Consider the following 24,270-nt stretch of genomic DNA (forward strand, 5'->3'; position numbering starts at 1 on the left):
ATGTTTTATTACACACTATCTTTTTAGTATTTTTTTAACGTCTTCTGCCGCCGCTTCGACCGCCGCTTCTGGCGTCATTTTTTCCATAACAACAGATTGAGAATAGTACTTAAGTACAATACTAGACACTTCAGACACGGCTGCGGATGATTCATTCATCACGACATTATTCAGCTGTTCGACAAATGGCTTTATGTCTTCTTGCTGGAAATAAGGATGAGACTGCAATGAACCCAGTGTAGGAAGGTTTTGTAACTCCATGTTCGCTTGCAAATGATTATCTTCTTCCATTAGCAGCTCTATGAGCTGCCAGCTGCGCTGTTCAATTTTCCGTGTGTTCTTGAATACCATCAGCGCTCGACCATCCAAATTTGAATAATGCGTTCCGCCTTCGACTAACGTAGGAATAGGTGCGATGCCAACATCTTGACCAATCTGCATAGGGTAACCCGCCGCGTCTTGTAAGTTAGCTTTCCAGGCAATACCGTATTGTGGCCACATCCCTATTGTTCGAGAGAAAAAATTCTGTTCCATTGTCAACGGGGCGAATTGTTGTACTTGCTTCATGGTTTCTAAAAACGCGACCATTGAGGCTTCATCTTTATCAAAGACAGGGTGTGTACCATAACGATTCAATAGCTGGTACTTACCTTCATTAAAGTTGTAGTAAAGCGGCGACAGCATATTCCAATACCAGCCTCCCCAAGATAAAGCATCATTCCATAACGCAGCGCCATGAACATTCGCGCCATTCTCTCTTGCTGGAAGATTATTTATTTTTTCAGCAGCAGATAAGAACGCATCCCATGTCTTTGGTGGTGAATCTGGATCTAACCCTGCTTCTCTAAACAAATCCTTATTGTAAATCATCATTTGAGTCGTAGCGTGCCAAGGAATATAGTAATTACGATTAAAATGCTTGGCCATAAATTGAGGTTCAATTCTTTCTTTTAGTTTATTAAAGCCATCAAATTCATTTAAATACATTAACCTTCCAAGTTTTGCGTACCTTGGAACCATATAACCAAATACGCCCGCATAAACATTAGGATAATCACCTGCTGCCATGCGTGTCTCTAAATTTGAATCATTCGTTAATATTAAAGTTACATCAGGATAACGTCGCTCATATTCGGGTTTTATAAACTCGTTTACAAACGTCATTTGCTCCCCTGACGACACCATAAACTCAATTCGTTCCTTTGCCACTACTGATGAAGTTACAGTCAGTAGCATAATTGTAAGCCAACGGTTTATCATGTGTTATCCTCGTAAGGCTATGTAAATCACATCTGAACAATTACGGCCTATTATTGCCATGATTTCTCATGGCAACGATAAAGAACTAAAAAATGTTTGTTTAAATACTAAATCGAGTCTCGAGCAACATACTTAGTTGGTAATATTGTTACTGGCTCAATATACTCTTCATTATTCATTGCATTAAATAGTACTTCGACAGATTTAACTCCCATGTCAAACTTATCGTGAGTGACCGTACTTAACGCAGGTAAACACCTTTCAGATTCTCGAATGTCATCAAAGCCAACCAGCTTTAATTGTTCAGGAATTTTAATCTCTTTCTCATTAGCGGCTTTAATTACACCGAGGGCCATTTCATCATTACCCGCAAAGATTGAACCTGGTATCGATTTCTTAGAGAAAAGCTCAAGCGCTTTTTCATAGGCGTCTTTTTCAGTAAAATCTGAACGAATGATCAGTTCATTGTTGAACTTGAGATTATAAAACCCCAGCGCTGCTATATAGCCGTCTAACCGTTTTTGGTTGTCGTACGAGTCGGTAGGACCACTCATATAATAAACTTCTTCACTACCACTATCGATCAATTGCTTAGTCGCACTAAATGCACCACCAAAGTTATCGATTAAAATATTGTAGATATTAGGTGCGGTGATTTCTCTATCGAGCACAACAATCGGAAGGTTGTTTGCTGCCACAGACTCTAAGAATTCATCATCAAATGCATTACTCAAGATAATGGCGCCATCAATCATCTGATCTTTCAGATAACGATGAGCTGTAGACTCTGCGCCACCAAAAAGGCTACAAGCGATTAAGTCATACCCCATCTCATGCACTTTTTGCTCAATTCCTTGCACAAGTTCACTATAAATTGGACCAAACCAAGAGTTAAAGAATACCCCTATCGCGCCAACATTTTTTTGTCTTAGACGTTTCGCATTACTGTTTGCCGAGTAGTTAAGTCTTTTTGCAACTTCAAGAACATGGTTCCGCGTTTTTTCGCTGATGCGGTCACTGTTGTTCATTGCGTAAGAGACGGTCGAAATTGACACATTCGCTTCTCTGGCAACATCTTTGATTGTATGTCTCATTTCAGTATTGACCCTTCACTTTAATAGTATCCTTATCTAGCTGAATCACTTGCGTTTTCTAATCGCTTTATTGAAGTATACTGCATTAGATAAAACGTTTCTACTAATCAGCAATAGGCTAAATTATTGATAGAGTTACATTCAAATCATGTCATATCCCCCCACTAAAGTGGGGGGGATATGACGTTACAGCCAAACTGTCAGTTGATTAGACCCTTCAGTTAACATACTGTTTATAATGGATTTATCCACCTTAGCACCACCCGTTCGGTAAGCGTTAGTTGTTAAGAACACGGCGACATTGTTACCGTTAAGTTCGATACGTTTAGGGGTGAATTCACCTTGCTCAGGTAGGATATTTAGCTTGCACGACTTTCCATAAAGCGTGAAGTCTAAACTGACCTTACCCATGGTTTTAGCGATAACTGGATCCAAAACTAAAGAATCGTTTTCATAGCGGACACCAAGCACGTTACTCATTACTTGGTTGATATAAATACCAGGGCCACTAGAGTAGATACGCCAGCCACCTTTAACAGCAACGTCGCCTGACTTTAGTTTGTCGAAATCACGGTATGCCTCATAACGGTCATTGAACTTGCCATCTGAACTAGAAAAATACGCATTCGATTGACGAATTTCAGCATTTGGTACTGCTTGTTGAATTCCAACAGGCACAATTTTATATAGATTTTCTAAAACTTTATCCGCCTTACCCATCTTACAAAGTGCTTCGATAAAACGAATATGAGCGTGGCAGTATTGCAGACCGACTTCACGGCCAAGGTTTGCGGCTAATTCAGCACGTTTGAAGTAGCTTTGTTTACCGCCGTTATATTCGGCCATTTTTTCCATCAAGCGAACACCATCAGGGTGGACTAAATTCTCCTCGATGATATTCATATGGCTTTCCGCCATCTCTTTACTGAATGTCTCAGAGATAATCGAACGCGATGCTGGAAGTAGGCGGTATTTAATACCTGTTTTTTCATCTGACGGATGCAGAAGATATTCGACTTTATTCACGTCTTTATTTGGCAAATGGATGAAGCCTGCAATCACACCGTCTTTAACGAGAAGCTTGTTGTAGTCAGCTTCCATTTTGGTCGTCAAATCATTGATTACATTAACAAAATCGCCATATCCTTTATGCGGGTTCAGTGCTTTTGTCAGTGTTTTCAGCGACTGAAGTGTTAAAGGAATAGTCCAACCACTCACCATATTTTCACGCAATGATTGGTTCGCTGGTTGCAACGTATCATCCCAATCGCCGTCGCCATAACAAGATAAGTGTGTCCCTGGTACTAAATTGTCAAAGATATGCTTAATTTGACGCTCTACGTGCGCAAAAATTGTGTATTTTTCATCCGTGAAAGCAAATCCATTGTCAATGCTTGTATAAGGCACTTCGCGATTAAGAACATCGATATCACCTGTGGTCGTGATGTAATCTGCAATGGCTTTTAATGGCCAAACCACGATATCGCCATGACAATCTTCTTGTTGAATTTTTGAATATTTGTCAAACATGAACCATTGTGGCCACGTGCAGGTTTCAATGTGTTGGTGGCTGTAAATAGTATCCAGTAAATCAATAACTCGATCGTAACGTTGCATAGACATGAACAGTTCAAACGGACCTTGAGATACGTCGCGCGTTCCCCAAGCGGCGCCAGAATACTGCTCTAAGCCATGTGGCGTCGCATAGTGAACCAACGCGTTGTGAGTAAACCATTGCATGGTGTCATTCAATTTTTGTGCATTGTAGGCGTCATTTTCAAACTCGACATGAAACTGATTTAACAGGCCATTTTGCGCTGCTTGATAAGCCTTTACTTCAGTGTCAAAATCTAATGCGGTTGTATCTATATCCGTTTGACCATCCAATGTACCTGAAATCGTTAGACTCGCCTTGCCTGCGACTGACCCTTTGAGTAACAAGTATCGAGTCGACTCTTTACATACAATCGTTGATACATCGGTTAGAAAGTCACTGGCAGACATGACATACGACATTTCTGGATAGGTTGCGCCAACCAGTTCATTGTTACCGTCAATACGGAACGTATTCCCTTCACATGTCACTGTCACATCGTTTTCGTTCTCATTATTCCCCATCAGCAACTGGTTGGTAATCAGGATGTCTAACGCACCTGACAAGCCTTGCGTTTCAACATCAAGTTGAACAGCAATTTGCTCCTGTGAGCTAAAGCTAGTGATAATGATGTAGCCACCTTGGTACTTATAGATCCAACGAGAAAAGTTAAGACCAATTTCGTAGGCGGATGGCATGGTTAAAATGCGGTACTCTTCGCCCTCTTTGACCCAAACTCTTTGGCCACTAAACTTAAACATATTTAGTGATGTGCGCTCAACACCTAACAGTTTATTAAAAGACGTATTGCCTAAAACAATATGAGAGTTGAATACCCCATACATACAATGAGTCGAACTCATCACGGCATTTTCGAAATTCTGATTATTGCCCGTTGACACCATGTGGCCAGTCGAACGCTCAAGAAGACGCTCTTTACCCGCTAATGTAACGTATCGGCTTTCACCTTGCGTATCACCGTAGAAAAACGACAGCAAGTGACCCTGATTCTCTTCTGAGAAGCGCCTTTCTTTTGAAAAAAACGTTTCGACTTCAGCTAAAGAAAAATCGTCGCCAACCACGCTATTAGATGTGTCTAAATAGAAGTCAATTAATGACTGTTCTGATACGCAGATTCGATTTGGTTGAAGGTACTCTTTGCGCAATTGGTTAAGCGCTTTAGCTTCACTTACGTTAGAAAGAGGAAGATCGGTTCCGAAATCGATATAGAATACCGATTCTTTAACTTCGGATGCCGACAAGCTCACTTTTTCAGTCTGTAACGCAATGTAGCCCATTTCGAACTGAAGTTTAAAATTCTCTAATTGCTCTTGGAACAAGGCTTCTGGTTGCGCTTCAAAGCGGTAGTTTTTGCCAAAGAACTGATAGCCATCGGTAGAATAACCTACAATCTTGTCGGTCAAAGAACCTATTTGAGTACATGGGTTACCCGTACTTTGTGGTAGATTCTGACGTGAACAAACGACATAACCTTCTTCTTTAGTTTCAAATACTTGATGATCTAAGTATTGGCTAACATAGCATTCATTGCTTTTAACTGCGCCTTCATCGGCTAGTGCTACATCTTGACCAAACACAAGATCATACGCCATTGTTGATGCGGATACGTTTTCAACGCTGGTAGTGAAGTACAACTTTCCGCTATCTACAGCAAAAGAAATAATGACCGAAGCACAAAAGGCATCCGTTTTTGTTTCCCAAACGACTAAACCAGCTTCATTACGATAAGTACGCATGGCTTTGTTAAAATGCATTAATGGCGTGAACTCAATCGTATCTTCATTGTGGGTACGAAGATAAATATTGGATAGTGCGCTCTCGAATTCGCTTGGGCTATAAAGGTTAAGCATCACAGTGCCATGCTTAATCGTATGCAGAACGTTTTGCTCTGAGAAATCTAACGTTAGATGCCCGTTAGAGATTGAATGAAATGAATCAGAAATAGCGTGAATCATGTAAAAGTACCTACTTACAAAAAGTTAAAATGGGGCATTCTGGTTAGAGAAAAATATTGAGTTCTGTTTCTTTATCGAAAACATGAACTTTATTCATATTCAGTGACACGCTATGGACACTCTGTTTACAAAGAGAAAGCTCAGGGTTCGTTTCCTTACAAATAAGCTGCTCTCCATTAAAGTTTAGATATAGGAAAGACTCTGAGCCCATTTCCTCTACCTCTGTAACGTATGCATCAAAGTTATTGTCACCTGGTGTCATCGATAATTGCTCTGGACGCACACCTAGATAGACTTCTCGTCCAATATAATCAGCAAGATGACCTTGCTTTTCTGCTGGGAAGGTAAAGACATTGCCATTTACCTGTATAACGACGTCACCATTTGCTCCTTCGATCAATCTACCGGAGAGCATATTCATGGTGGGAGAGCCAATGAACTCCGCCACAAATTTGTTTGCAGGCTTGTGGTAAAGGTTCATGGGTGTGTCGACTTGCATGATGGCACCACGATTAAGAACACAAATACGATCACCCATCGTTAACGCTTCAACTTGGTCATGAGTCACGTAAATCATTGTGGCGGGCTTACCCGACGTTTTCAGGTCTTCATGAAGTCTCGAGATTCGCATACGCATAGAGACTCGAAGCTTGGCATCTAAGTTTGACAACGGCTCATCAAATAAAAACACTTCTGGCTTTCGAACCATCGCCCGCCCTAGCGCCACACGTTGGCACTGACCACCCGACATTTGTCCCGGCTTGCGATCAAGTAATTCGGTTATCTCTAAAATGTCAGCCGCTTCATTGACGCGTTTTGCGATTTCATCTTTAGGCTTTTTGCGTGTCTCTAGACCAAATGCTAAATTCTCTCGAACTGTCATGTGGGGGTATAAGGCGTAGTTCTGAAACACCATCGCAATTCCGCGATCTTTTGGTTGAACGTCATTACATCGCTTTTCGCCAATGACAAGCTCACCACTCGAAATACTTTCCAATCCCGCAATCATTCTTAACGTCGTTGATTTGGCACATCCAGACGGACCAACCAAAACCATGAATTCACCATCTTTAATATCGAGTGTGAAATCATGAACAGCGTGAAAGCCACCTTTATAAATCTTGTTTATATTTTTGAGCTTGACCTGAGCCATAAGTGTACTCTTCTGAATAAAGTTTGTAGAAACGTTTCAATAGATATTATGAGAGACGACCATAAGTGTCAACAGAAGGTGCGAAATCATGAACTTCGGTCACACTTTTTTTAGACGTGCGTCAAAGCGTACGATTGGATTTACTCACCATGAAAAAAGGAAGGCAATATCGACATAAAGCATTGAATAAATGAGATTAATTATGAATTCAAACTATTGGATGCCGCTATAAATAATCATAATTAAATGTTGTGTTTTTAACAAACCGTGAGCAAGTTCTAACTATAGTGAATTTATATCGAAACGTTAAAAATAAAAATAGCGAAATTTTGTAGAAAAACGCCGCCATTTTTATTTAAGATGAGGGTAATCTCAACGAGTAAAGCCAAAGATCACTCCCAACCTTACTCGTATAAGGTCAATCTCTACTTAGATAGTCCCAATCTTCTTGCTGCATATCATTTAAACCCATGTTGTATTGCGCCATGAACAATGGGTTAAGTTTATCGCAGGTATTTTCATAGTCGACTCCAGCCCAAGCAACTTCGTAGCCATTCTGACTACAAAACTCCGTTAGACCTTTGTCATAACCAGCCTGATAAGCCGCCAATTTTTCAGCTGGGATGGACGATTTTGGAGCCATTGCTTTACCTTGAAATGCTAAGTCATAGCCTCTTTCTCCCCAGCCCTTTGATGCCACATCATTGGTTGTAGAACACCCAGACGCTAGAAGAACAGTACTCAATAGCATTGCTGATTTTAAAAAACTCATATCCCCTCCTTATGTGACGTCTAGAGCATTCGGTTAAGGTTCTAGATGTTACATTTGCTAATAAAAAGAGCCTCTCATGCATAACTTAATTAGTCTGACTCAACGGATTCACTTTCAGTATAGCAGTAAAAAAACCCTATAAATCATATAAATAGCTTTCGACAAGGAATCGTTAATTTCGTCTATTTTTATCAAAACGTTTAAGCGCACTCCCTGTAACGAGTTAACGTTAACTTAAGCATTTCAAATTTCTGTCAAAAAAAGACCTTCGTTATCCATTTTCATTGAAATAGTGGAAACGTTAAAACAGAGATTAATCGTTACATTCGGTAATAAGTAAGCATAAAAAAAGCCAGTAGCATAGCTACTGGCTTGATCCATCACGGGGCTCGTTTATAGACCTAATTTCTCTCGTTCTTGTTTCATCATGAATGGGTACGGTGCTTTAAAGTAATCTTTTGGTACTTCATAGCGAACTCGCGCATTCTCAAGCTCTTCCATCATTTTATCTTGTACTTCTTTATACTTAGGATCGCCGTAAACATTGTTTACTTCTTTCGGATCCATTTTCAGGTCATACAATTCAAAGATACCTTTACCTTGCTCCTGAGAGTAAAAATCAATCAGCTTGTAGCGGTCGCTTCTCACGCCATCATGACGCGGCACATTATGAGCTCCTTCCATGTAGTAGTGATAGTAAACCACTGGACGTTCTTCATGCCATTGAGCATCCGACGTTTCACCAAGCAACACCTTCAAAAATGATTTACCCTGCATCTCTTGCGGAGCTTCTAAACCAACCGCATCTAAAAACGTCGGGCCAAAGTCCATATTTTGAATCATTGCCTGTGGACGCTGCTCTGCTGGAATTTTAGCGGGCCAACGAATCATGAATGGCATTTTAAACCCTTCTTCGTACATGTAGCGCTTTTCTGCCCACCCATGTTCACCAATAAAGAAACTTTGGTCAGAGCTGTATACCACAATGGTATTTTCCGCTAATCCCGACTCATCTAAATAATCAAGGATACGACCAACGTTCTCGTCTATCGTCATCACTGTCGCCATATAATCGCGCATGAAGCGTTGATACATGTATTCTGTACGAGCGACTTTTAAGTCACGTGGCACATCACCCCAACGGCGTGCATACATAGGGTCTTTCATTTTTTGCCAATAATCGACGTTAACGTCATCATAAGCATCATGGAAAGCAGCCAATTGCTCTTCATTTAGTCGATTAACAAACTGATCGAAATGCCACTTTTCGTCGTTCGTCATGCTCTTAATCCATTCTTCTCGAATGCGCGCCTTTTCCGGTGTGCTTGGCGCAGGTGGGAATGCATTAATACCAACCGGCGTCATACCATACAGTTGCATCCAAGCATTATTCGCATGATCGCCTCGCGTTGCATAATCATCAAACAGCGTATCCGGTGTTGGGAAGTTATGGTTGATGAAGGTCTTCATATGACGTGCAGGTGGTCGCCTCGGGGTGTGAGGGGCTTTATATTGCACCTTCAACAGAAAGGGCTTATCCGCGTCTCTACTCTCTTCAAGCCAATCTAACGACATATCGGTAATCAAGTCTGTCGAATACCCTTCCATCACGGTCGTCTTGCCTTTTTGATCAATAAACTCCGGGTTGTAGTAGGTTCCCTGTCCACCAGAGCCATTTAATACAAACGAGTAGCCAAATTCATTAACTGGCGTTGGCTTCATATGCCACTTCCCTATCAACGCCGTATCGTAACCACTTTGCTCCATGATTTTAGGAAAAATGACCTGATTTGGGTTCCAGCGAGAGCTATTATCGATCACGCCATTTTTATGCGAATGCTTACCTGTCATGACTGATGCACGACTTGGCTGACAGATTGAGTTCGTCACAAACGCTCGCTCAAAAATAGCGCCTTCGCTCGCGATACGATCAATATTTGGTGTGTGACCAAGTGTCGGATTATAAGAACTGATTGCTTGGTTAGCATGATCGTCCGAGAAAATAAATAAAATGTTCGGTCTTGCATCTTCAGCAGCAACACTTGCCATCGCACTTGATGCTAATAAGAGTCCAATCCCTTTTGAGAGAACAGAACGATTGATATTCATAATATATAACCTATTAAAAATGAACGCTTAGCGCATGCACATCTAACTGCGCATTCACTATGTATCTACATATTCTTGGTTGCACTTAGTTACTGGTTGTAATGATTGTTATCATTAAAAAATTCAAGACCTAAATGCTCTGGTAACGCCGCCAATCCAAATAGAAATGTCGAGAAATCGACGCCTTCTATCCACTCTGCCTTCCACTCAGGTTGATCATGGCTATAACGCCATAAAATTTCATAACCGCCATCCAATTCAAACTTCGCATTAATTGAATCATCACGATACGTCGCAATAAGATCGTTTTTAGCTCGTTCATTAAACGGTAAGTAATCGACTAAAATATGCGGTGAAATCACCAAATTCTCGTTAAATTGACGATCACCTTCAAAGTGAAAGCGGTCTACACAATATCCGTTAGGGCAAGCACCAGCGCCACTTCCCCATTCATACTCTTTGATGTCTACACCTTCAATATCGACATCTTGCCAAAAAGCATAATCCGCCTTTGTCGATTGTTTCAACGCCTCTGAAAATTGAGTATTTGTCGAAAAATCACTCATTAGGTAATTATTAAAGAGGAAATTGAACTGAGAGGTAAACCACGTTTCCCCTTCCGATAGCACTGGAATATTATTATATTTAGCTACGGGTAAATATTTGGTGGATGAATACCAAATATCCCAAAATTTACGAGCATTCGCTGAATTGGCAGTTTTAATTCGCTTATCTTTCGCTTGCTGATTAGCCACTGATGCAACAAGCATATATTCATTAAAGGCTTTTGTTCGCCATTTCTTGAAACTACCATCGGTATGCTGTGCAAGATAAATTCGGCCTGTTTTTACATCCGCAATATAAGGCGTTAAATCCGTATTGCTATATAAAAAATCCGCTAAACGTGTAATTTCTTGGTTGTCACTAAAGTAGTTTTTTGCGAACTGGGCACCAAGAATCATAATAGCACTATCCACAGGACTCCAATCATCCCCTGCTGCTTCACCTGTTTGCGTATTGTAGAAGTGGATAAATGTATTCGTGGCATTTTGGGGAACCGTAATTGTCGGATCTTCTCCTGCAAGCATACGTAATGTTTGTAATGCCAACTGTTCAGCTTCTGGTTCCCAGCCATTTGCGTGACCAATAGTTAACGCGACTAACCCCATACCCGAATTCGCAATCGAGCCCAAATGGTCGCGATGGCCATTTAAATGCAACTTGTCTTCATAAGAGCCATTATCATTGCGCAGTTGCTGCCAGTATGCGTACCCACCTCGGTACAAACTTTCAATTATTTCAGCATCACTCTTTTGCTCTACTCGAACGGGGGAAGGCTGTTCGACGTCATTTGATGCATAGGTTGGAAGGCTAGCTGATAACATTGTTCCGACGATAAGAGCCGTGATTTTCTTTTTCATGTGTTTGATTCCAATATTATACCGACATACGTCCTGACCATCATACGCAGTCAGACTGTCACTAAATCTCAACCCAGTATAAACGTTTCTACATAGTGCACAATATAAGCATGAATAGACTGTGCGCTAAATCACTTGATACAAGATCTAAAACAATACTTTGACATGGTAAAACGTCCTTAACACGGACTCCTATCTAACTGAAAATATTATATATTCATCGATAATCTCGGTTAAAACCCCATGCTACTTACTAAAATAAGTAGCGCTGTACTTTGTTGGAAAACTAACTTTATATCGAACGATTGAAGTATTTATCAAAATGCAATATTGTAAAAACTTTCATTTAACAATCAGCGAGTTAAGTTTTAATGCATCTAAAAAAACAATAAAAACAATAAAAACATAAACTTAAGAGAAACAATATTTTACAAAATTCATAACCACTGGGCATTAATAGCAATAGGTTTTGATCGCCATTAGCTCGATGTCACATCAAACTCAATTTTCCCACCCTCCTGAATAAAGCCGCGAAAGGACATAAATTCATAGAGGTAAAGGGGATACATTCGTGATCTTCATCTCAAATACAATACCCAAACAAGACATTAATCACACTAACCTAGCTACTCATTTGCCATTTCAAATATGCGCACATAAGTTAGCCTCAATCAGAGCGAAACGTTTATATTAATTCACTAGTCGGAGACCTACCATTATGAAAAAACTATTTATTGCGGCCACTGCCATCACTTCTATGTTTCTGTCCACTACCGTATTGGCGAATGTTGAAATTAAACCCAACGATTTAAAACGAATCACTGGTGAAGTCCATGAAATGACCGTATTTCTTGATCTGTCAGAAGCTGAGTCCAACGCAATTCTAGATGCAAAAAAGAACCTAGCCAGTGCTAACTATGACCTTGTCGATAAACACGGCGCTCGTACTGCGGAATATAAAGAAGCAAGAAAGCCAGTGTGGCGCGACTACCAAAAGTCTCTGTTTGCTGTCATTAGCAAGGAAGACTTAAAACGATTTAATCAATCAAAAAAATAACACTCATTATGAAATCCGGTGTGCGCATTGAGGCTAGGAATAGGTTCGTTGCCCCCGTCTACCTTGCCAATGGAACGATAATTCATGACTTCTAAATTTGTAAAAAAAGGAATGGGCATTGCTATAGCCTCTGTGATGGCTGGCGGTATGTTGGCCAATACAGCTGTCGCCGATACCTCGTCTACAGAGCCCCAACAACCCAATGTTGTACTTATTTTTGTCGATGACATTGGCTATGCGGACATGGGATTTCAAAAGATCAGAGATGACGTTGTCACCCCGCACATGGATAAAATTGCCCATGATGGTGCGATATTTTCTGCGGGATATGTCACAGGTTCTGTCTGTGGTCCATCTCGAGCTGGATTATTAACCGGGCGTTACCAGCAGCGGTTTGGCTATCATGACAATATTGGACCAAGAATTAGTGAAAAAGGCATAGAGCAAGGACTGGATCTTTCAATCAAGACCTTTGGTAATTACTTCCAAGACGCAGGCTATATCACTGGATATATTGGAAAATCACACGATGGCGATGATAAAAAATATTGGCCTCATAACCGAGGGTTTACCGAGTTTTACGGATTTAACAATGGTGCAGCCGATTACTTCGTCAGCGGTCATAACGTAGAAAATTCAGAAGAAAAAGCGTTTTCATCTCTGCATAGAAATGATGAAGTAGTTGAAAACTTTGATGGTTATTTGACAGATATTTTCGGAGACGAATCCGTCAGTTTTATTGATCGTCATAAGGATAACCCGTTCTTCCTGTATGTACCGTTTAATGCATCGCATGGCCCTATGCACGCTAAAGAAGAAGACTTAAAGAAATTTGCTCACATCAAAGACCCACTTCGCCAAAAGTCACTTGCTATGACTCATAACATGGACATCAATGTCGGTAAGATTGTCGATAAATTGGAGCAGCACGATTTAATGGACAACACCATGATCATTTTCTTGTCTGATAACGGGGGTAAACCTAAAAATAATGGTTCAATGAATACTCCATTAAGAGCGATTAAAGGCACAACATGGGAGGGTGGGATCCGAATTCCCTTTGCCATTTCCTATCGTGGGCATATTCCTGCCAATCAAGTGATTGAGGAGCCTGTCATCTCGTTAGATATTTTGCCGACGACTCTTGCTATTGCGGGAATTGAGCCCAAAGAAGATTGGCAACTAGAGGGCGTCAACCTAATGCCAAGGCTAACAGGTGAAGTCGATAAGCTTGAACCTCGATTCTTATATTGGCTAACCGCTGCTCGCAGCGCAATCCGTGATAATGACTGGAAGCTCGTTGTACCAAATGTTCATGTACAGCGACCTCGCTATGAATTGTATAAAATTAGTGAAGACATCAGCGAATCTAATGATCTTGCAAATGCACACCCAGAACAAGTCGAACGACTAAAACAAGAGTTTGAACGTTGGGACTCAGAAAATGAGGCATCTCGATGGGGATGGAACAAAAATCGTTATCCATACACTAATGGCTGGCGAGGCCGCGACTAGCGTAGGCTAACTCTGTAAACGCAAGCCAGCGAACCTCCTGACTTGCGTTTTACAATACTATCTATGTGGACAGCTTAAGACTGCCATCACACAAATGGATTAAAGCACTTAGATAACAAAATAAGTCATGAGGCAAGTATTGAAACCCATTCACGCCTCTTGTATAAATCACAGCAATAAAAACGTTTAAACAGATATACAATAAGTTGCTATAAAGGCAATTTTCTCCAAGGTGGAGCAGTGGTAATCATGGATACGACTAAACAGAGCACCACTAATTTAAATATCGATCGACTGAGGAGAAGCAATGACTTCCGCTAATCAATGTCACGTAATGGCAAAGCCCAGCAGTTCCGTTTGTAACTTGGATTGCACCTATTGCTTTTACCTAGAAAAAGAAAAGCTATATCCAGAACGCAAAAGCCAATGGAAAATGTCGGAAAGCACTCTTGAATTATACGTTCAGCAATATATCGACGCACAAGACGGCGAACATATTGAATTCGCCTGGCAAGGTGGAGAGCCGACATTGCTTGGTATCGATTTTTTTCGTAAAGCCATTGAATTTCAAAACAAATACAAGAAGCACCACCGCATCACTAATGCATTCCAAACCAATGGACTTCTTCTAAACGAAGAGTGGTGTCAGTTCTTTAAACAACACAATTTCTTGATTGGTATCTCCATCGATGGCCCTGCTCATGTCCATGATCATTATCGTGTCTCACGATCTGGTAAACCCAGTCATGCCAAGGTAATGGACGCGATTGATTTAATGAAAGCACATTCGGTTGATTTCAATACTCTGACAGTGGTCAACAACGAAAATGCTAAGTATCCAGAAGAGATTTACGACTTTTTGGTCGGCATTGGTTCTTCTTACTTACAGTTCATTCCTATTGTTGAACGTGAAGCACAAACCGAATCAGAAAATGGATTGTATTTAATCAGCCCAGAGCACTCACAAGAAGCCAAAGTAACCAATTGGTCAGTAGCACCTAAAGCTTACGGTGAATTCCTGAATCGAATTTTTGACCGCTGGGTGAAAAAAGACGTTGGCAAAATCTTTGTTAACACGTTCGACTCTACATTAGCAACTTGGTGTAATGAACCATCTGGTATTTGTGTTCAATCTGAAACGTGTGGTCATGCTTTCATTCTTGAAGCTAACGGCGATATGTACAATTGTGACCATTTTGTTTACCCAGAACACAAATTAGGCAATGTTCATCAATACAGCATCAAAGAAATGAACCAAACCGATCGCGCCCACCAATTCGGTCAAGCCAAAAAAGACACTCTGACAACCCAATGCAAGCAATGTGAATATCGATTTGCTTGCCATGGCGGTTGTCCTAAACATCGCTTTGCAACTTCTCAGTCTGGTCAACCTGGTCATAGCTATTTTTGCGAAGGCTACCAAACCTTTTTCAAACACACAGAGAAAGATATGAAGACCATGCGAGACCTCATCAATCGTGGTCGACCAGCATCAGACATTATGTACGTTTACTTGCAAAAACAACTTGCCAGCCACCAATTCACTAGGTGGTCGTAATAGCCCTTGTCATTGTGGTAGTGGCAAAAAAACAAAACGTTGTTGCGGGTAACATACTGTTCTAGTTACATTTATAGAATACGCTAACATTCTTTATTTAATTCGTTAATGAAGAGCAATCAGACTCTTCATTTTTTTCACTCTTTATAGAAACGTTTCTACGGACTCATTATGAAAAAAGTATTACCGCTGTGTTTTGCCGTGTTGAGTACATCCGCGCATTCGAACCCTCCCCCTATCGTTAACAAGGATATCCCTTTCTATAATCATACCCTGTCTATCGAACAGCGACTCCACGATATTAGTGAACGCTTAACCGATGAAGAGAAAGGCCATATGATCACCTTGTGGAATAAAGGTGTTCCCCGATACGGATTAAAGTCTTTTATGCCGGGTGAAGCCTTGCATGGTTTAGCGGCACCTCGAAATAATGCCGCTACCGTCTTCCCGCAATCCATTGGGCTTGCCGCCACATGGGCACCAGACGCCGTTCAACGGATGGGAGATGCGGTTTCAGACGAAGCAAGAGCGCAGTACCATAACGGTCCAGTATTAAAAGATGGCAAAAAAGGTCCTCTCACCTTTTGGTCACTCGGTTATTAATATTGCCCGCGATCCTCGCTGGGGTCGCACTCAAGAAGCTTATGGTGAAGATCCCTTAATTAACGGCACAATGGCTAGCCACTATGTCAAAGGCTTACAAGGCGATCACCCTACATATTTAAAAACCGCAGCGGGCGCGAAGCACTTTGTCGCCAACAACGAAGAGCACAACCGCTTCAACGGTAATGCCAACATCTCAGAAAAGCAGTTACGCGAATACTATTTCCCGGCCTACAAACAAGTTGTCCAAGATGCAAATGCGCAAATTGTGATGACCGCGTATAACAGGCTTAATGACGAACCCGCTGTTACCAATACTTGGTTAATTCGAGATGTGTTACGTGGCGAATGGGGATTTGATGGATTCGTGCTCGGTGATTACGGCTCTGTACTGATGACAACAAAAGGTTGGGGAGAACGCAGTTTCCACGGTCATAACATCTACGAAAACTATGTTGATGCGACTGCAGCGGTACTCAATGCGGAAACATTAGATTTTGACAACACCAGACTTTTCCGCCAAGAAGCGATAACGGCTATCGCACAAAACAAAACCACCAGCGCTCAATTAGACCGAGCATTTAGGAATACAATGCGCGTTGGGTTGAGACTCGGCATGTTCGACCCAGAAGAGCTGTCACCATGGAAAGATATCCCGTTTGAAACCATGACGACATTTAAGCCGCTCGCACTCGAACTTGCGGAAAAAAGTATGGTCTTGTTACAAAATGAGGCTGTGGATAGCAAACCCGTACTACCTATCGACAAATCCACAACCAAAACTGTCGCAATCATTGGGCCTAACGCGAACGTTTTAAACTTCGGTACATACTCAGGTACAGCCAGAGACCCCATCACGCCATTACAAGGCATCCGCGATTATCTTGGTGACGACGTAGACGTCATGTATATCCCATGGACTCACAACCAAGGTGAACTAAACCCTATTCCACTTGAAAGTATTACCTTACTGGATAATCAAGGTCTCGGTGTCTGGAACGCAGATTATTACACTAACCGAAATGGCAGCGGCACTCCTATTGCTAGCAACACCGTCGGGAACATTGATTTTGACTTTGGGAAGAACACACCGCACCAAGACTTAAACAGTGAAAACTTTGCCGTTAAATACACCACGACTATCGTCCCTCCTCAAAGTGGCCTATATACGCTAGGAGTCGAGTCCAAAGGCTATGAGATGGTGTTTGATATCGATGGTTCCACTATTTTCCGAGACCACGGTAATAACAACGAACCACTTCGAACCACAACAGAGATTGAATTAGACTCTGAGCAAACTTATACCTTTACTGTCCTAGCAATGGAAAAACGTGGCAGCTCCGAACGTTCAGTTAAATTTGGTTGGGAATTGCCATCAGAAGATACATCTTATGAAGGTGCAGAGCTAGACGCTGCCAAGAAAGCCGATGTCGTCATCGCGGTAATGGGTTTATCGACCGAGTATGAACGAGAGTCGATTGACCGTACCTCAGAAGGACTGCCTTCTGAACAAATTGACTTGCTAAAAAGTGTTATTAAGGTCAACCCAAAAACCGCTGTTGTGTTGCAATCGGGATCTTCTATCGAAAGTCCATGGTTGAAAAATAATGTCCCTGCCATTTTACAAAGCTGGTACCCAGGCGAACAAGGTGGCGCCGCCATCGCTAATACTCTGTTTGGCGACAATAACCCAGGAGGAAAATTACCGTTAACCTTCGTTAAGTCTTGGCAAGACCTCCCTGCATTTAACGACTACGACATTACTAAAGGTCGTACCTACCTTTACTTCGACAAAGAGCCTCTATGGGCGTTTGGTCACGGACTGAGTTACACAAACTTCGACCTTAAAAATCTTGAAATGAAGTCTACCTCGGTAAAATCAGACGGTACCATCGAACTATCAGTGCAGGTTGATAATACAGGTGACGTAGCCGGAGACGAAGTGGTTCAAGCCTACATTGTTGACATGTTTGAGCGTAGCGACAAGCCGAAACAACGACTCAAAGCGTTCCAACGAGTGAGTGTGCCAGCAGGTCAAAGCCAATCTGTCACGCTGAACATTGATGTCTCTGATCTTGCTTATTGGGAAGCGTCCACCAGCAGTTGGCAGTTGGGCGATCAATATAAAGTAATGGTTGGCAACGCATCAGACAATCTTGTGCTATCGAAATCTTTCACAATTAAGTGAATATAATCTGGGTGGTAGTACAAGCCGTTTTGTACTAACCCTCGATTAAATGAAAGACATCAGTGGCGAGTGAATTCACTCTGCCACTGATGTAACCAAATACCTTTCTATGAGGTCATCATGCACCACAACGGCACACGACTAAATATCATGATAGTAACTAGAGTCCTCACCGCCTCCTTGGCAGCGATGACTTTACTTGGCTGTAGCAAAACAATCCTAGTCGACCCTCAACCTCTATTAGTTAACTATCCAGATAGTTTTAGCGAAACAGGCTTGATTAGCACCAACGATAATTGGTGGCGGGAGTTTGATGATCCAGCCTTAAACGCCTTAATCAATAAAGCATTTACAGATAATTATTCGCTACAATCTTTTCAATCTAGACTGACGAAGGCAAGAGCATTAGCCAACGTAGCGGATGCGCGTCGCTACCCTGAACTAATGGCATCAGCCTCAAGCCAGATCGAGGCAGAACGAGGAAACTCAGACAACAACATCGACCAGCATTCATCTCTATTTACGTCCTTAAACGCCAGCTGGGAACTTGATTTATGGGGAAGAAATCAAGCGCTGTCTGATTCTTCCTTCTACAACTTACTCGCGACAGAAGAACAATTCCGCGCATTCAGCGATACGTTAGCGGCGAATATTGCCCGTACTTGGTATCAGCTCGTGGAGCAAAAAAAATCCATCGACATACTCAGCAAACAAATCTCCAATACCAAGATAATTACTGAAGTCACCGACCATCGGTATAAAACAGGTCAGGAAGGTATCAGTGCGGTTTGGCGCCAAGAGCAACTCCTTGAAAATCTACAGTCAAGACAAGCCTCTGCAACGAGTAATTTCGACGTGTTAACCAAACAGCTTAATGTATTGATTGGCAGCGTGCCGAACTCTGCCATTGACTTAACGACGTTAGCCTTTCCTACCTATCCCGGGTTGCCAGTTGCTGGGTTGCCAGCCGAATTATTGCAACGACGCCCAGATGTCAAAGGGGCATGGTATCACTATCAATCTTATGAAATGAGTGCCGATGCAGCCGAGAGTGCTCGCCTCCCAAACATCACGTTGAGCAGCCAACTTCAATCAAGCGATATGTTAGACAGCATTGATCTGTGGCGTCTAGGGTTGGGTATTCGAATCAACGCCCCGCTTTTCAACGCAGGTAAACTAAAGAACCAACAAAAAGCCGCCGAAGCTGATGCTCAAAGTGCACTCTATCAATATACCCAAACTGTCATAGAGGCCATTGCTGAAGTTGAAATGAGTCTGCTAAAAGAGAAGCAGCAACAAACTACACTCCTCTCTCTAAAACGACAAACTAAGCTCGCTTCCAACACCCTAGATGCAGAAGCGATTCGTTACAGCCTTGGTGCTCAAGGCTATTTAGATGTGCTCAACGCTCAAGAGCGATTATTCACCCTAGAACAACAGTCATTAGTTGCAGAAAGGCAGTTGTTACTTAGCCGTATCACCACTTATCAGTCACTGGGCGGCCACTCCTCTATTCAACCGCGCCCTAGTTACGCTGCACACGATGAGACATTAAAATGAAGACCAAGTTTCAATCCCAGCCCTCACAACTATTACAGCGTATCAGTACGGCTCTTAAGGTGTTATTACCCTGCGTCATTTTGATTGCAGGTGTATTCATCACCTCTCATTTCTTAGAGGGCAAACCACCGGGTCGAACGCGAGTCGGTGAGCCACCAAAACGCACTGTCGATATCGCCCCCATTTTATTTACTCAGCAAACACCACGTGTCCGAACCAGTGGTGAAGTTGAGCCAACATTGTCGGTTAACCTGCGATCTCAATTACGAGGTATCGTCACCGACGTCAACGCACAGCTTCTGCCCGGTGGCTTTGTTTCTAAAGGGGAAAAGCTGCTTACTATCGATGCGCGAGAGCATGAGTTAGCGGTACTTGAAGCAAAAGCAAACCTTGCTCGCCAACACGCGCTCTATCAAGCCGAAGACGGGCGTAGGAAAGCCGCCGAAATTGAATATAAATTATCGGGAAGACACTTATCTACAGAGCAATTAACGCTGGTACTTAGAGGGCCACAATTAGCTCAAATAAAGGCCGATTTGGCAAAACATGAAGCACTGTTAAAACGAGCTAAGCTGCAATTGTCTCGTACGTCCATTTACGCCCCTTTTGATGCACAGATTGCCGATATGACCTTGTCGAAAGGAGCGCTACTTAGAGACAACACCTCGCTTATTGACCTCGTCGCAACCGATTCATTTTATCTCAAAGTCAATGTTCCGGCTTCGCAACTTCGTCTTATCGATGTTCCTAAAACGTACACTAAAACCAAAGCAAGGGCTGAGTGCGTAGGCGCTTCTGTTACCATAAAAAACCCTAATGAATGGCAACAGCATCAATCCAGACAAGGTTGTGTCGTGAGTCAGTTACCCAACCTAGATAGCCAAATTAAATCTGCCTCGCTGCTGATTGAAATCCATGACCCATTAGCAATACAACCTGAGAACGCTCAGCAACCTCAAGTATTACTCAACGCTTTCCTACAAGCTGAAATTGAAACAAAACCCTTCGACAATGTTGTCAAAGTCCCGCGTCGTTACCTAGAAAAAGGTCAGTCTATCTGGGTAATGGATGATCAACATAAATTAGCTTCACGAGATGTGTCTATTGCCTTTCGCGAACAAGATTACGTGTTAATCGACGCCGGGCTAACCCAAGATGAATACATCGTCACCACACCTATTCCCGGCGCGGTCTCGGGTATTCAGCTTGAAGCGAGAAACCTCGCGCAGTTTGAATCACATAACAAGCAGACCGCCGCGAATGAAATGGGAGCGCAGAGCCATGAATAACGCCAAAGGCGCTATCGCTTGGATGGCGAACAACGTCGTGACCGCGAATCTCCTGATGTTGTTTTTCATCATAGGTGGGTTGCTCATGTCGTGGCAGATAAAAAAAGAGGTTTACCCAAATTTTCAGCACAATTCTATTCGTATATGGGTCCATTATCCCGGTTCCACTCCGCTAGAAATGGAACAAGGCGTCACCTTACCTATCGAAAATGCCATCAGTGGCATAGAAGGCATTAAAGAAGTACATGGGTGGGCCAACTCTGCGGGGACCAATATAACCGCAGAGCTTATCAATAACGTTAATGTTGATCGTGTGCTAAGAGAAGTAGAAAGTGCCGTCAATTCTGCCTCTCTCCCAGATGGAGCGGAAAAACCTAACATTTCACGCAAGCAAACACGTGATGAGTCAATGGAACTCATTTTGTATGGTGACGTGAGTCCGGTCGCACTCAAAGAAATGGCAACAGAGCTGAGAAGTATATTGCTGTCCGCTCGTGACGTCACTCAAGTAGAAATTGCTTAGTTTTCCCAAATACCAAGTACAAATTCAAGTAGATAGCCACACCTTACAACAATATGGACTGACCATTGATGAAATTGCCAATAGTGTAAGCCGTCACTCCGTCAATCAGTCAGGAGGAAGAATTGAAACCTCTGGTGGAGACATTCTGCTACAAATTGATGAGAGCCGAGGATGGGCGAAAGAGTTTGATGACGTTATCGTCAAAAAGACGTCTTCCGGTGGCACACTCAACATCGAGGATATTGCTCACGTACAAGATGGGTTTGCTAATCGGCATAACCGCTTTTATTACAACGGACAGCCTTCTGCTAGTATTCGTATTTATCGCGTCGCAGACCAAACACCTGTCTCCATTTCAAAGTCCGTTCACGCGTTAATGCCCGAACTCACCTCCTCTTTATCACCGGGCATGAGTATTGATATCGTTAATGACGACGCCATCATCTATGAACAACGGATGGAGTTGCTGTTAAAAAACGCTTTTAGCGGCCTTGTTTTAGTGCTCATTGTTCTCGCGTTATTTCTAGATGTCAGACTGGCATTTTGGGTCACAATGGGAATTCCCACCTCGTTCCTCGGAGCAATGCTGTTCCTGCCTGGTATGGATGTATCGATTAACATGATTTCCATGTTTGCCTTCATCATCGCGCTAGGAATCGTCGTCGATGACGCCATTATCGCGGGGGAAAACATTCATGAAAAAATGAGCCAAGGAATGAACTTTATTGACGCGGCAATTATCGGCGCGAAAGACATTTCTGTACCGCTCACGTTCAGTATTCTAACCAATATCGTGGCCTTCATTCCGATTTGGTTTCTACCCGGCACACTTGGGCTGACATTTAAAGTCATACCCATCGTTGTTGCGACCGTATTTGTGATCTCTTGGATAGAGGCGCTCTTTATCCTTCCTGCTCATGTCGCACATATAAACAATAAAACGCAGCCAGTGTGGATACGACCGTTTCACTACGTTCAGAGCAAAGTGGATAAACTACTGCAACACTTTATCAAGCAATGTTACGTCCCCACTCTGCAGCGACTTTTACACTGGCGTTACCTCGTCATCGCGATTGCCATCGCACTACTGAGCGGGTCTATCGCGTTTGTATCAGGTGGACATATGGGCTTTAGCACCATGCCCCGAGTTGAAGCTGAATTTTCTGTCGCGCGTGCCTTTATGCCCGTTGGCAGTTCCGCAGACGAGGCACATCAGGTTCGCGAGCAACTTGAGAATGCCGCTCAGAAAATCATCTCAAGCAATGGGGGCTCAGATCTCGCTAAAGGGGTTGCGACTCAAATGTGGAGCCGTGATGGCGAATTTGTCATTATATCGAGGATCTTCTTACAACCATCCGAAATACGTAATCTGTCTACACGAAAAGTCTCACTACTTTGGCGCACAGCCACTGGCGACATACCACAAGCCAATGCTGTACGCTTTTCTGCTACAGGCAGCGGACCGGGTGCTGACGTTGCGGGTGTCACGTTAGAGCTCACCCATAGAAACAGCGACATGCTTGCCGAGGCTAGCGAAGCTCTGGCGACATCATTAGAGAGCTATCATGGCGTGGTTGATATAGAGAACAGCTTAATGTCTGGTAGCCAGCAAATTTCACTCAAATTATTACCTGAGGGGATTCGTATGGGGCTAACCGAGCAGAACTTAATTCGTCAGGTTCGACACGCGTTTAATGGGGTACGAGCCATAAGGCAACAACGTGGTAGTGATGAAGTTGATGTGATGGTGCAATTACCCGAATCACAACGTTCTAGTGTCTATCATTTGGAGCAACTGCCTATTCGAGTAGGTCAGCAATACATTCCTTTATCCCAAATTGCAGAAATACATAGGGAATATTCCGCTTCCGCAATACACCGTCGGGACAACCGTCGCCGCGTGACCGTAAGCGCTGATATTACGCCTTCTTCGGAATCGATGGCGCTATCGCAGACATTGTCTAGAGAAGTCTTTCCTCAGCTACAAGCTCAATACCCAGGCTTAGTGATTGGATTTCGCGGTGACCAAGCAGAACAGAAAGAAAGCATGGCCTCACTCGCCGTCAATGGCGCACTGGTCGCCCTTGCCATATATTGCCTACTCGCGATTCCATTTAGGAGCTATCTGCAGCCTCTCATTATCATGTCGATCATTCCTTTTGGTCTCATTGGCGCGGTTTGGGGCCACCTGCTTTTAGGTTACTCCATGAGCATTGTCAGTTTGCTTGGCATCTTGGCGTTAAGTGGGGTGGTTATTAATGACAGCTTGATTTTAGTCAATGAGGTCAACCGACATCGAGCGCAGAAGACAGAGGTGTTTTTAGCTATTATCAAAGGAAGCTCGCGACGTTTTCGTCCGATCATATTAACGACACTGACAACCTTTGGTGGCTTAGCCCCAATGATCTTTGAAACAACCAATCAGGCTAAGCTCATGATTCCCATGGCGATATCACTAGGATTCGGCATTTTGGTTGCCACTCTCATCACGCTAATTCTACTGCCATGCTTATACGCTGCACTGGAGGATTTAAAAACGTTGTTTAGCCGCCAAGACCAGCTAACTCGCAGTGATGAAATACATTAAATAGCCGTCAC

The 24,270-nt window shown here is 42.7% G+C and carries 17 protein-coding genes; 10 read left to right on the plus strand and 7 right to left on the minus strand.

Going from position 1 to position 24,270, the window contains the following annotated elements; translation table 11 throughout:
* Window positions 1-15: 15 nt before the first annotated feature.
* The 7 genes from AC0L66_RS25120 to AC0L66_RS25150 all read right to left on the minus strand — a co-directional run bounded on the left by AC0L66_RS25120 (window position 16) and on the right by AC0L66_RS25150 (window position 11,379).
* The gene (locus AC0L66_RS25120; RefSeq protein ID WP_473569948.1) at window positions 16-1,236 is read right to left on the minus strand and encodes an extracellular solute-binding protein; all 1,221 of its coding nucleotides are present in this window, start codon (window positions 1,234-1,236) and stop codon (window positions 16-18) included.
* Between the two features lie 131 nt (window positions 1,237-1,367).
* Window positions 1,368-2,354, minus strand: coding sequence for a LacI family DNA-binding transcriptional regulator (locus AC0L66_RS25125; RefSeq protein ID WP_473569949.1), 987 nt, complete (start codon window positions 2,352-2,354; stop codon window positions 1,368-1,370).
* A 186-nt stretch (window positions 2,355-2,540) separates the two neighbouring features.
* A complete protein-coding gene (locus tag AC0L66_RS25130) occupies window positions 2,541-5,924 on the minus strand; it encodes a GH36-type glycosyl hydrolase domain-containing protein (protein WP_473569951.1) in 3,384 nt (1,127 codons plus the stop codon).
* A gap of 43 nt (window positions 5,925-5,967) precedes the next feature.
* Window positions 5,968-7,077 (minus strand): ABC transporter ATP-binding protein, encoded by a 1,110-nt coding sequence (locus tag AC0L66_RS25135; RefSeq protein WP_473569952.1) that lies wholly within the window; start codon window positions 7,075-7,077, stop codon window positions 5,968-5,970.
* A 418-nt stretch (window positions 7,078-7,495) separates the two neighbouring features.
* Window positions 7,496-7,849 (minus strand): DUF2799 domain-containing protein, encoded by a 354-nt coding sequence (locus AC0L66_RS25140; RefSeq protein WP_473569954.1) that lies wholly within the window; start codon window positions 7,847-7,849, stop codon window positions 7,496-7,498.
* Between the two features lie 393 nt (window positions 7,850-8,242).
* Window positions 8,243-9,958 carry a sulfatase family protein gene (locus tag AC0L66_RS25145; RefSeq protein ID WP_473569956.1) on the minus strand — a complete coding sequence of 572 codons (1,716 nt, stop codon included), beginning with the start codon at window positions 9,956-9,958 and terminating at the stop codon, window positions 8,243-8,245.
* 89 nt (window positions 9,959-10,047) lie between these two features.
* Window positions 10,048-11,379: a hypothetical protein gene (locus AC0L66_RS25150; protein ID WP_473569957.1), complete on the minus strand. Its 1,332-nt coding sequence runs from the start codon at window positions 11,377-11,379 to the stop codon at window positions 10,048-10,050.
* A 718-nt stretch (window positions 11,380-12,097) separates the two neighbouring features.
* Between AC0L66_RS25150 and AC0L66_RS25155 the strand changes: the two genes are divergently transcribed.
* The 10 genes from AC0L66_RS25155 to AC0L66_RS25200 all read left to right on the plus strand — a co-directional run bounded on the left by AC0L66_RS25155 (window position 12,098) and on the right by AC0L66_RS25200 (window position 24,259).
* Window positions 12,098-12,436, plus strand: coding sequence for a hypothetical protein (locus AC0L66_RS25155; protein ID WP_473569958.1), 339 nt, complete (start codon window positions 12,098-12,100; stop codon window positions 12,434-12,436).
* Window positions 12,437-12,520: 84 nt separating this feature from the next.
* Window positions 12,521-13,951, plus strand: coding sequence for a sulfatase-like hydrolase/transferase (locus AC0L66_RS25160; protein ID WP_473569960.1), 1,431 nt, complete (start codon window positions 12,521-12,523; stop codon window positions 13,949-13,951).
* Between the two features lie 307 nt (window positions 13,952-14,258).
* The gene (locus AC0L66_RS25165; RefSeq protein WP_473569961.1) at window positions 14,259-15,509 is read left to right on the plus strand and encodes an anaerobic sulfatase maturase; all 1,251 of its coding nucleotides are present in this window, start codon (window positions 14,259-14,261) and stop codon (window positions 15,507-15,509) included.
* Window positions 15,478-15,561, plus strand: coding sequence for an SEC-C metal-binding domain-containing protein (locus AC0L66_RS25170; protein WP_473570893.1), 84 nt, complete (start codon window positions 15,478-15,480; stop codon window positions 15,559-15,561). Before AC0L66_RS25165 ends, AC0L66_RS25170 begins: the two co-directional genes overlap by 32 nt.
* Window positions 15,562-15,680: 119 nt before the next feature.
* Complete coding sequence (locus AC0L66_RS25175; RefSeq protein ID WP_473569963.1) at window positions 15,681-16,112, plus strand: hypothetical protein; 432 nt, start codon at window positions 15,681-15,683, stop codon at window positions 16,110-16,112.
* On the plus strand, window positions 16,069-18,300 hold the full coding sequence (locus tag AC0L66_RS25180; RefSeq protein WP_473569965.1) for a glycoside hydrolase family 3 C-terminal domain-containing protein: 2,232 nt from the start codon (window positions 16,069-16,071) through the stop codon (window positions 18,298-18,300). Before AC0L66_RS25175 ends, AC0L66_RS25180 begins: the two co-directional genes overlap by 44 nt.
* A gap of 150 nt (window positions 18,301-18,450) precedes the next feature.
* On the plus strand, window positions 18,451-19,860 hold the full coding sequence (locus AC0L66_RS25185) for an efflux transporter outer membrane subunit (protein WP_428751420.1): 1,410 nt from the start codon (window positions 18,451-18,453) through the stop codon (window positions 19,858-19,860).
* Window positions 19,857-21,149 (plus strand): efflux RND transporter periplasmic adaptor subunit, encoded by a 1,293-nt coding sequence (locus AC0L66_RS25190; RefSeq protein ID WP_428751421.1) that lies wholly within the window; start codon window positions 19,857-19,859, stop codon window positions 21,147-21,149. Before AC0L66_RS25185 ends, AC0L66_RS25190 begins: the two co-directional genes overlap by 4 nt.
* Entirely contained in the window at window positions 21,142-21,672 is a 531-nt protein-coding gene (locus tag AC0L66_RS25195) for an efflux RND transporter permease subunit (protein WP_473569967.1), read from the plus strand. Before AC0L66_RS25190 ends, AC0L66_RS25195 begins: the two co-directional genes overlap by 8 nt.
* On the plus strand, window positions 21,665-24,259 hold the full coding sequence (locus AC0L66_RS25200; RefSeq protein WP_473569968.1) for an efflux RND transporter permease subunit: 2,595 nt from the start codon (window positions 21,665-21,667) through the stop codon (window positions 24,257-24,259). Before AC0L66_RS25195 ends, AC0L66_RS25200 begins: the two co-directional genes overlap by 8 nt.
* Window positions 24,260-24,270: the final 11 nt, after the last annotated feature.

The sequence above is a fragment of the Vibrio sp. GJ43-1 genome, from assembly GCF_055808835.1.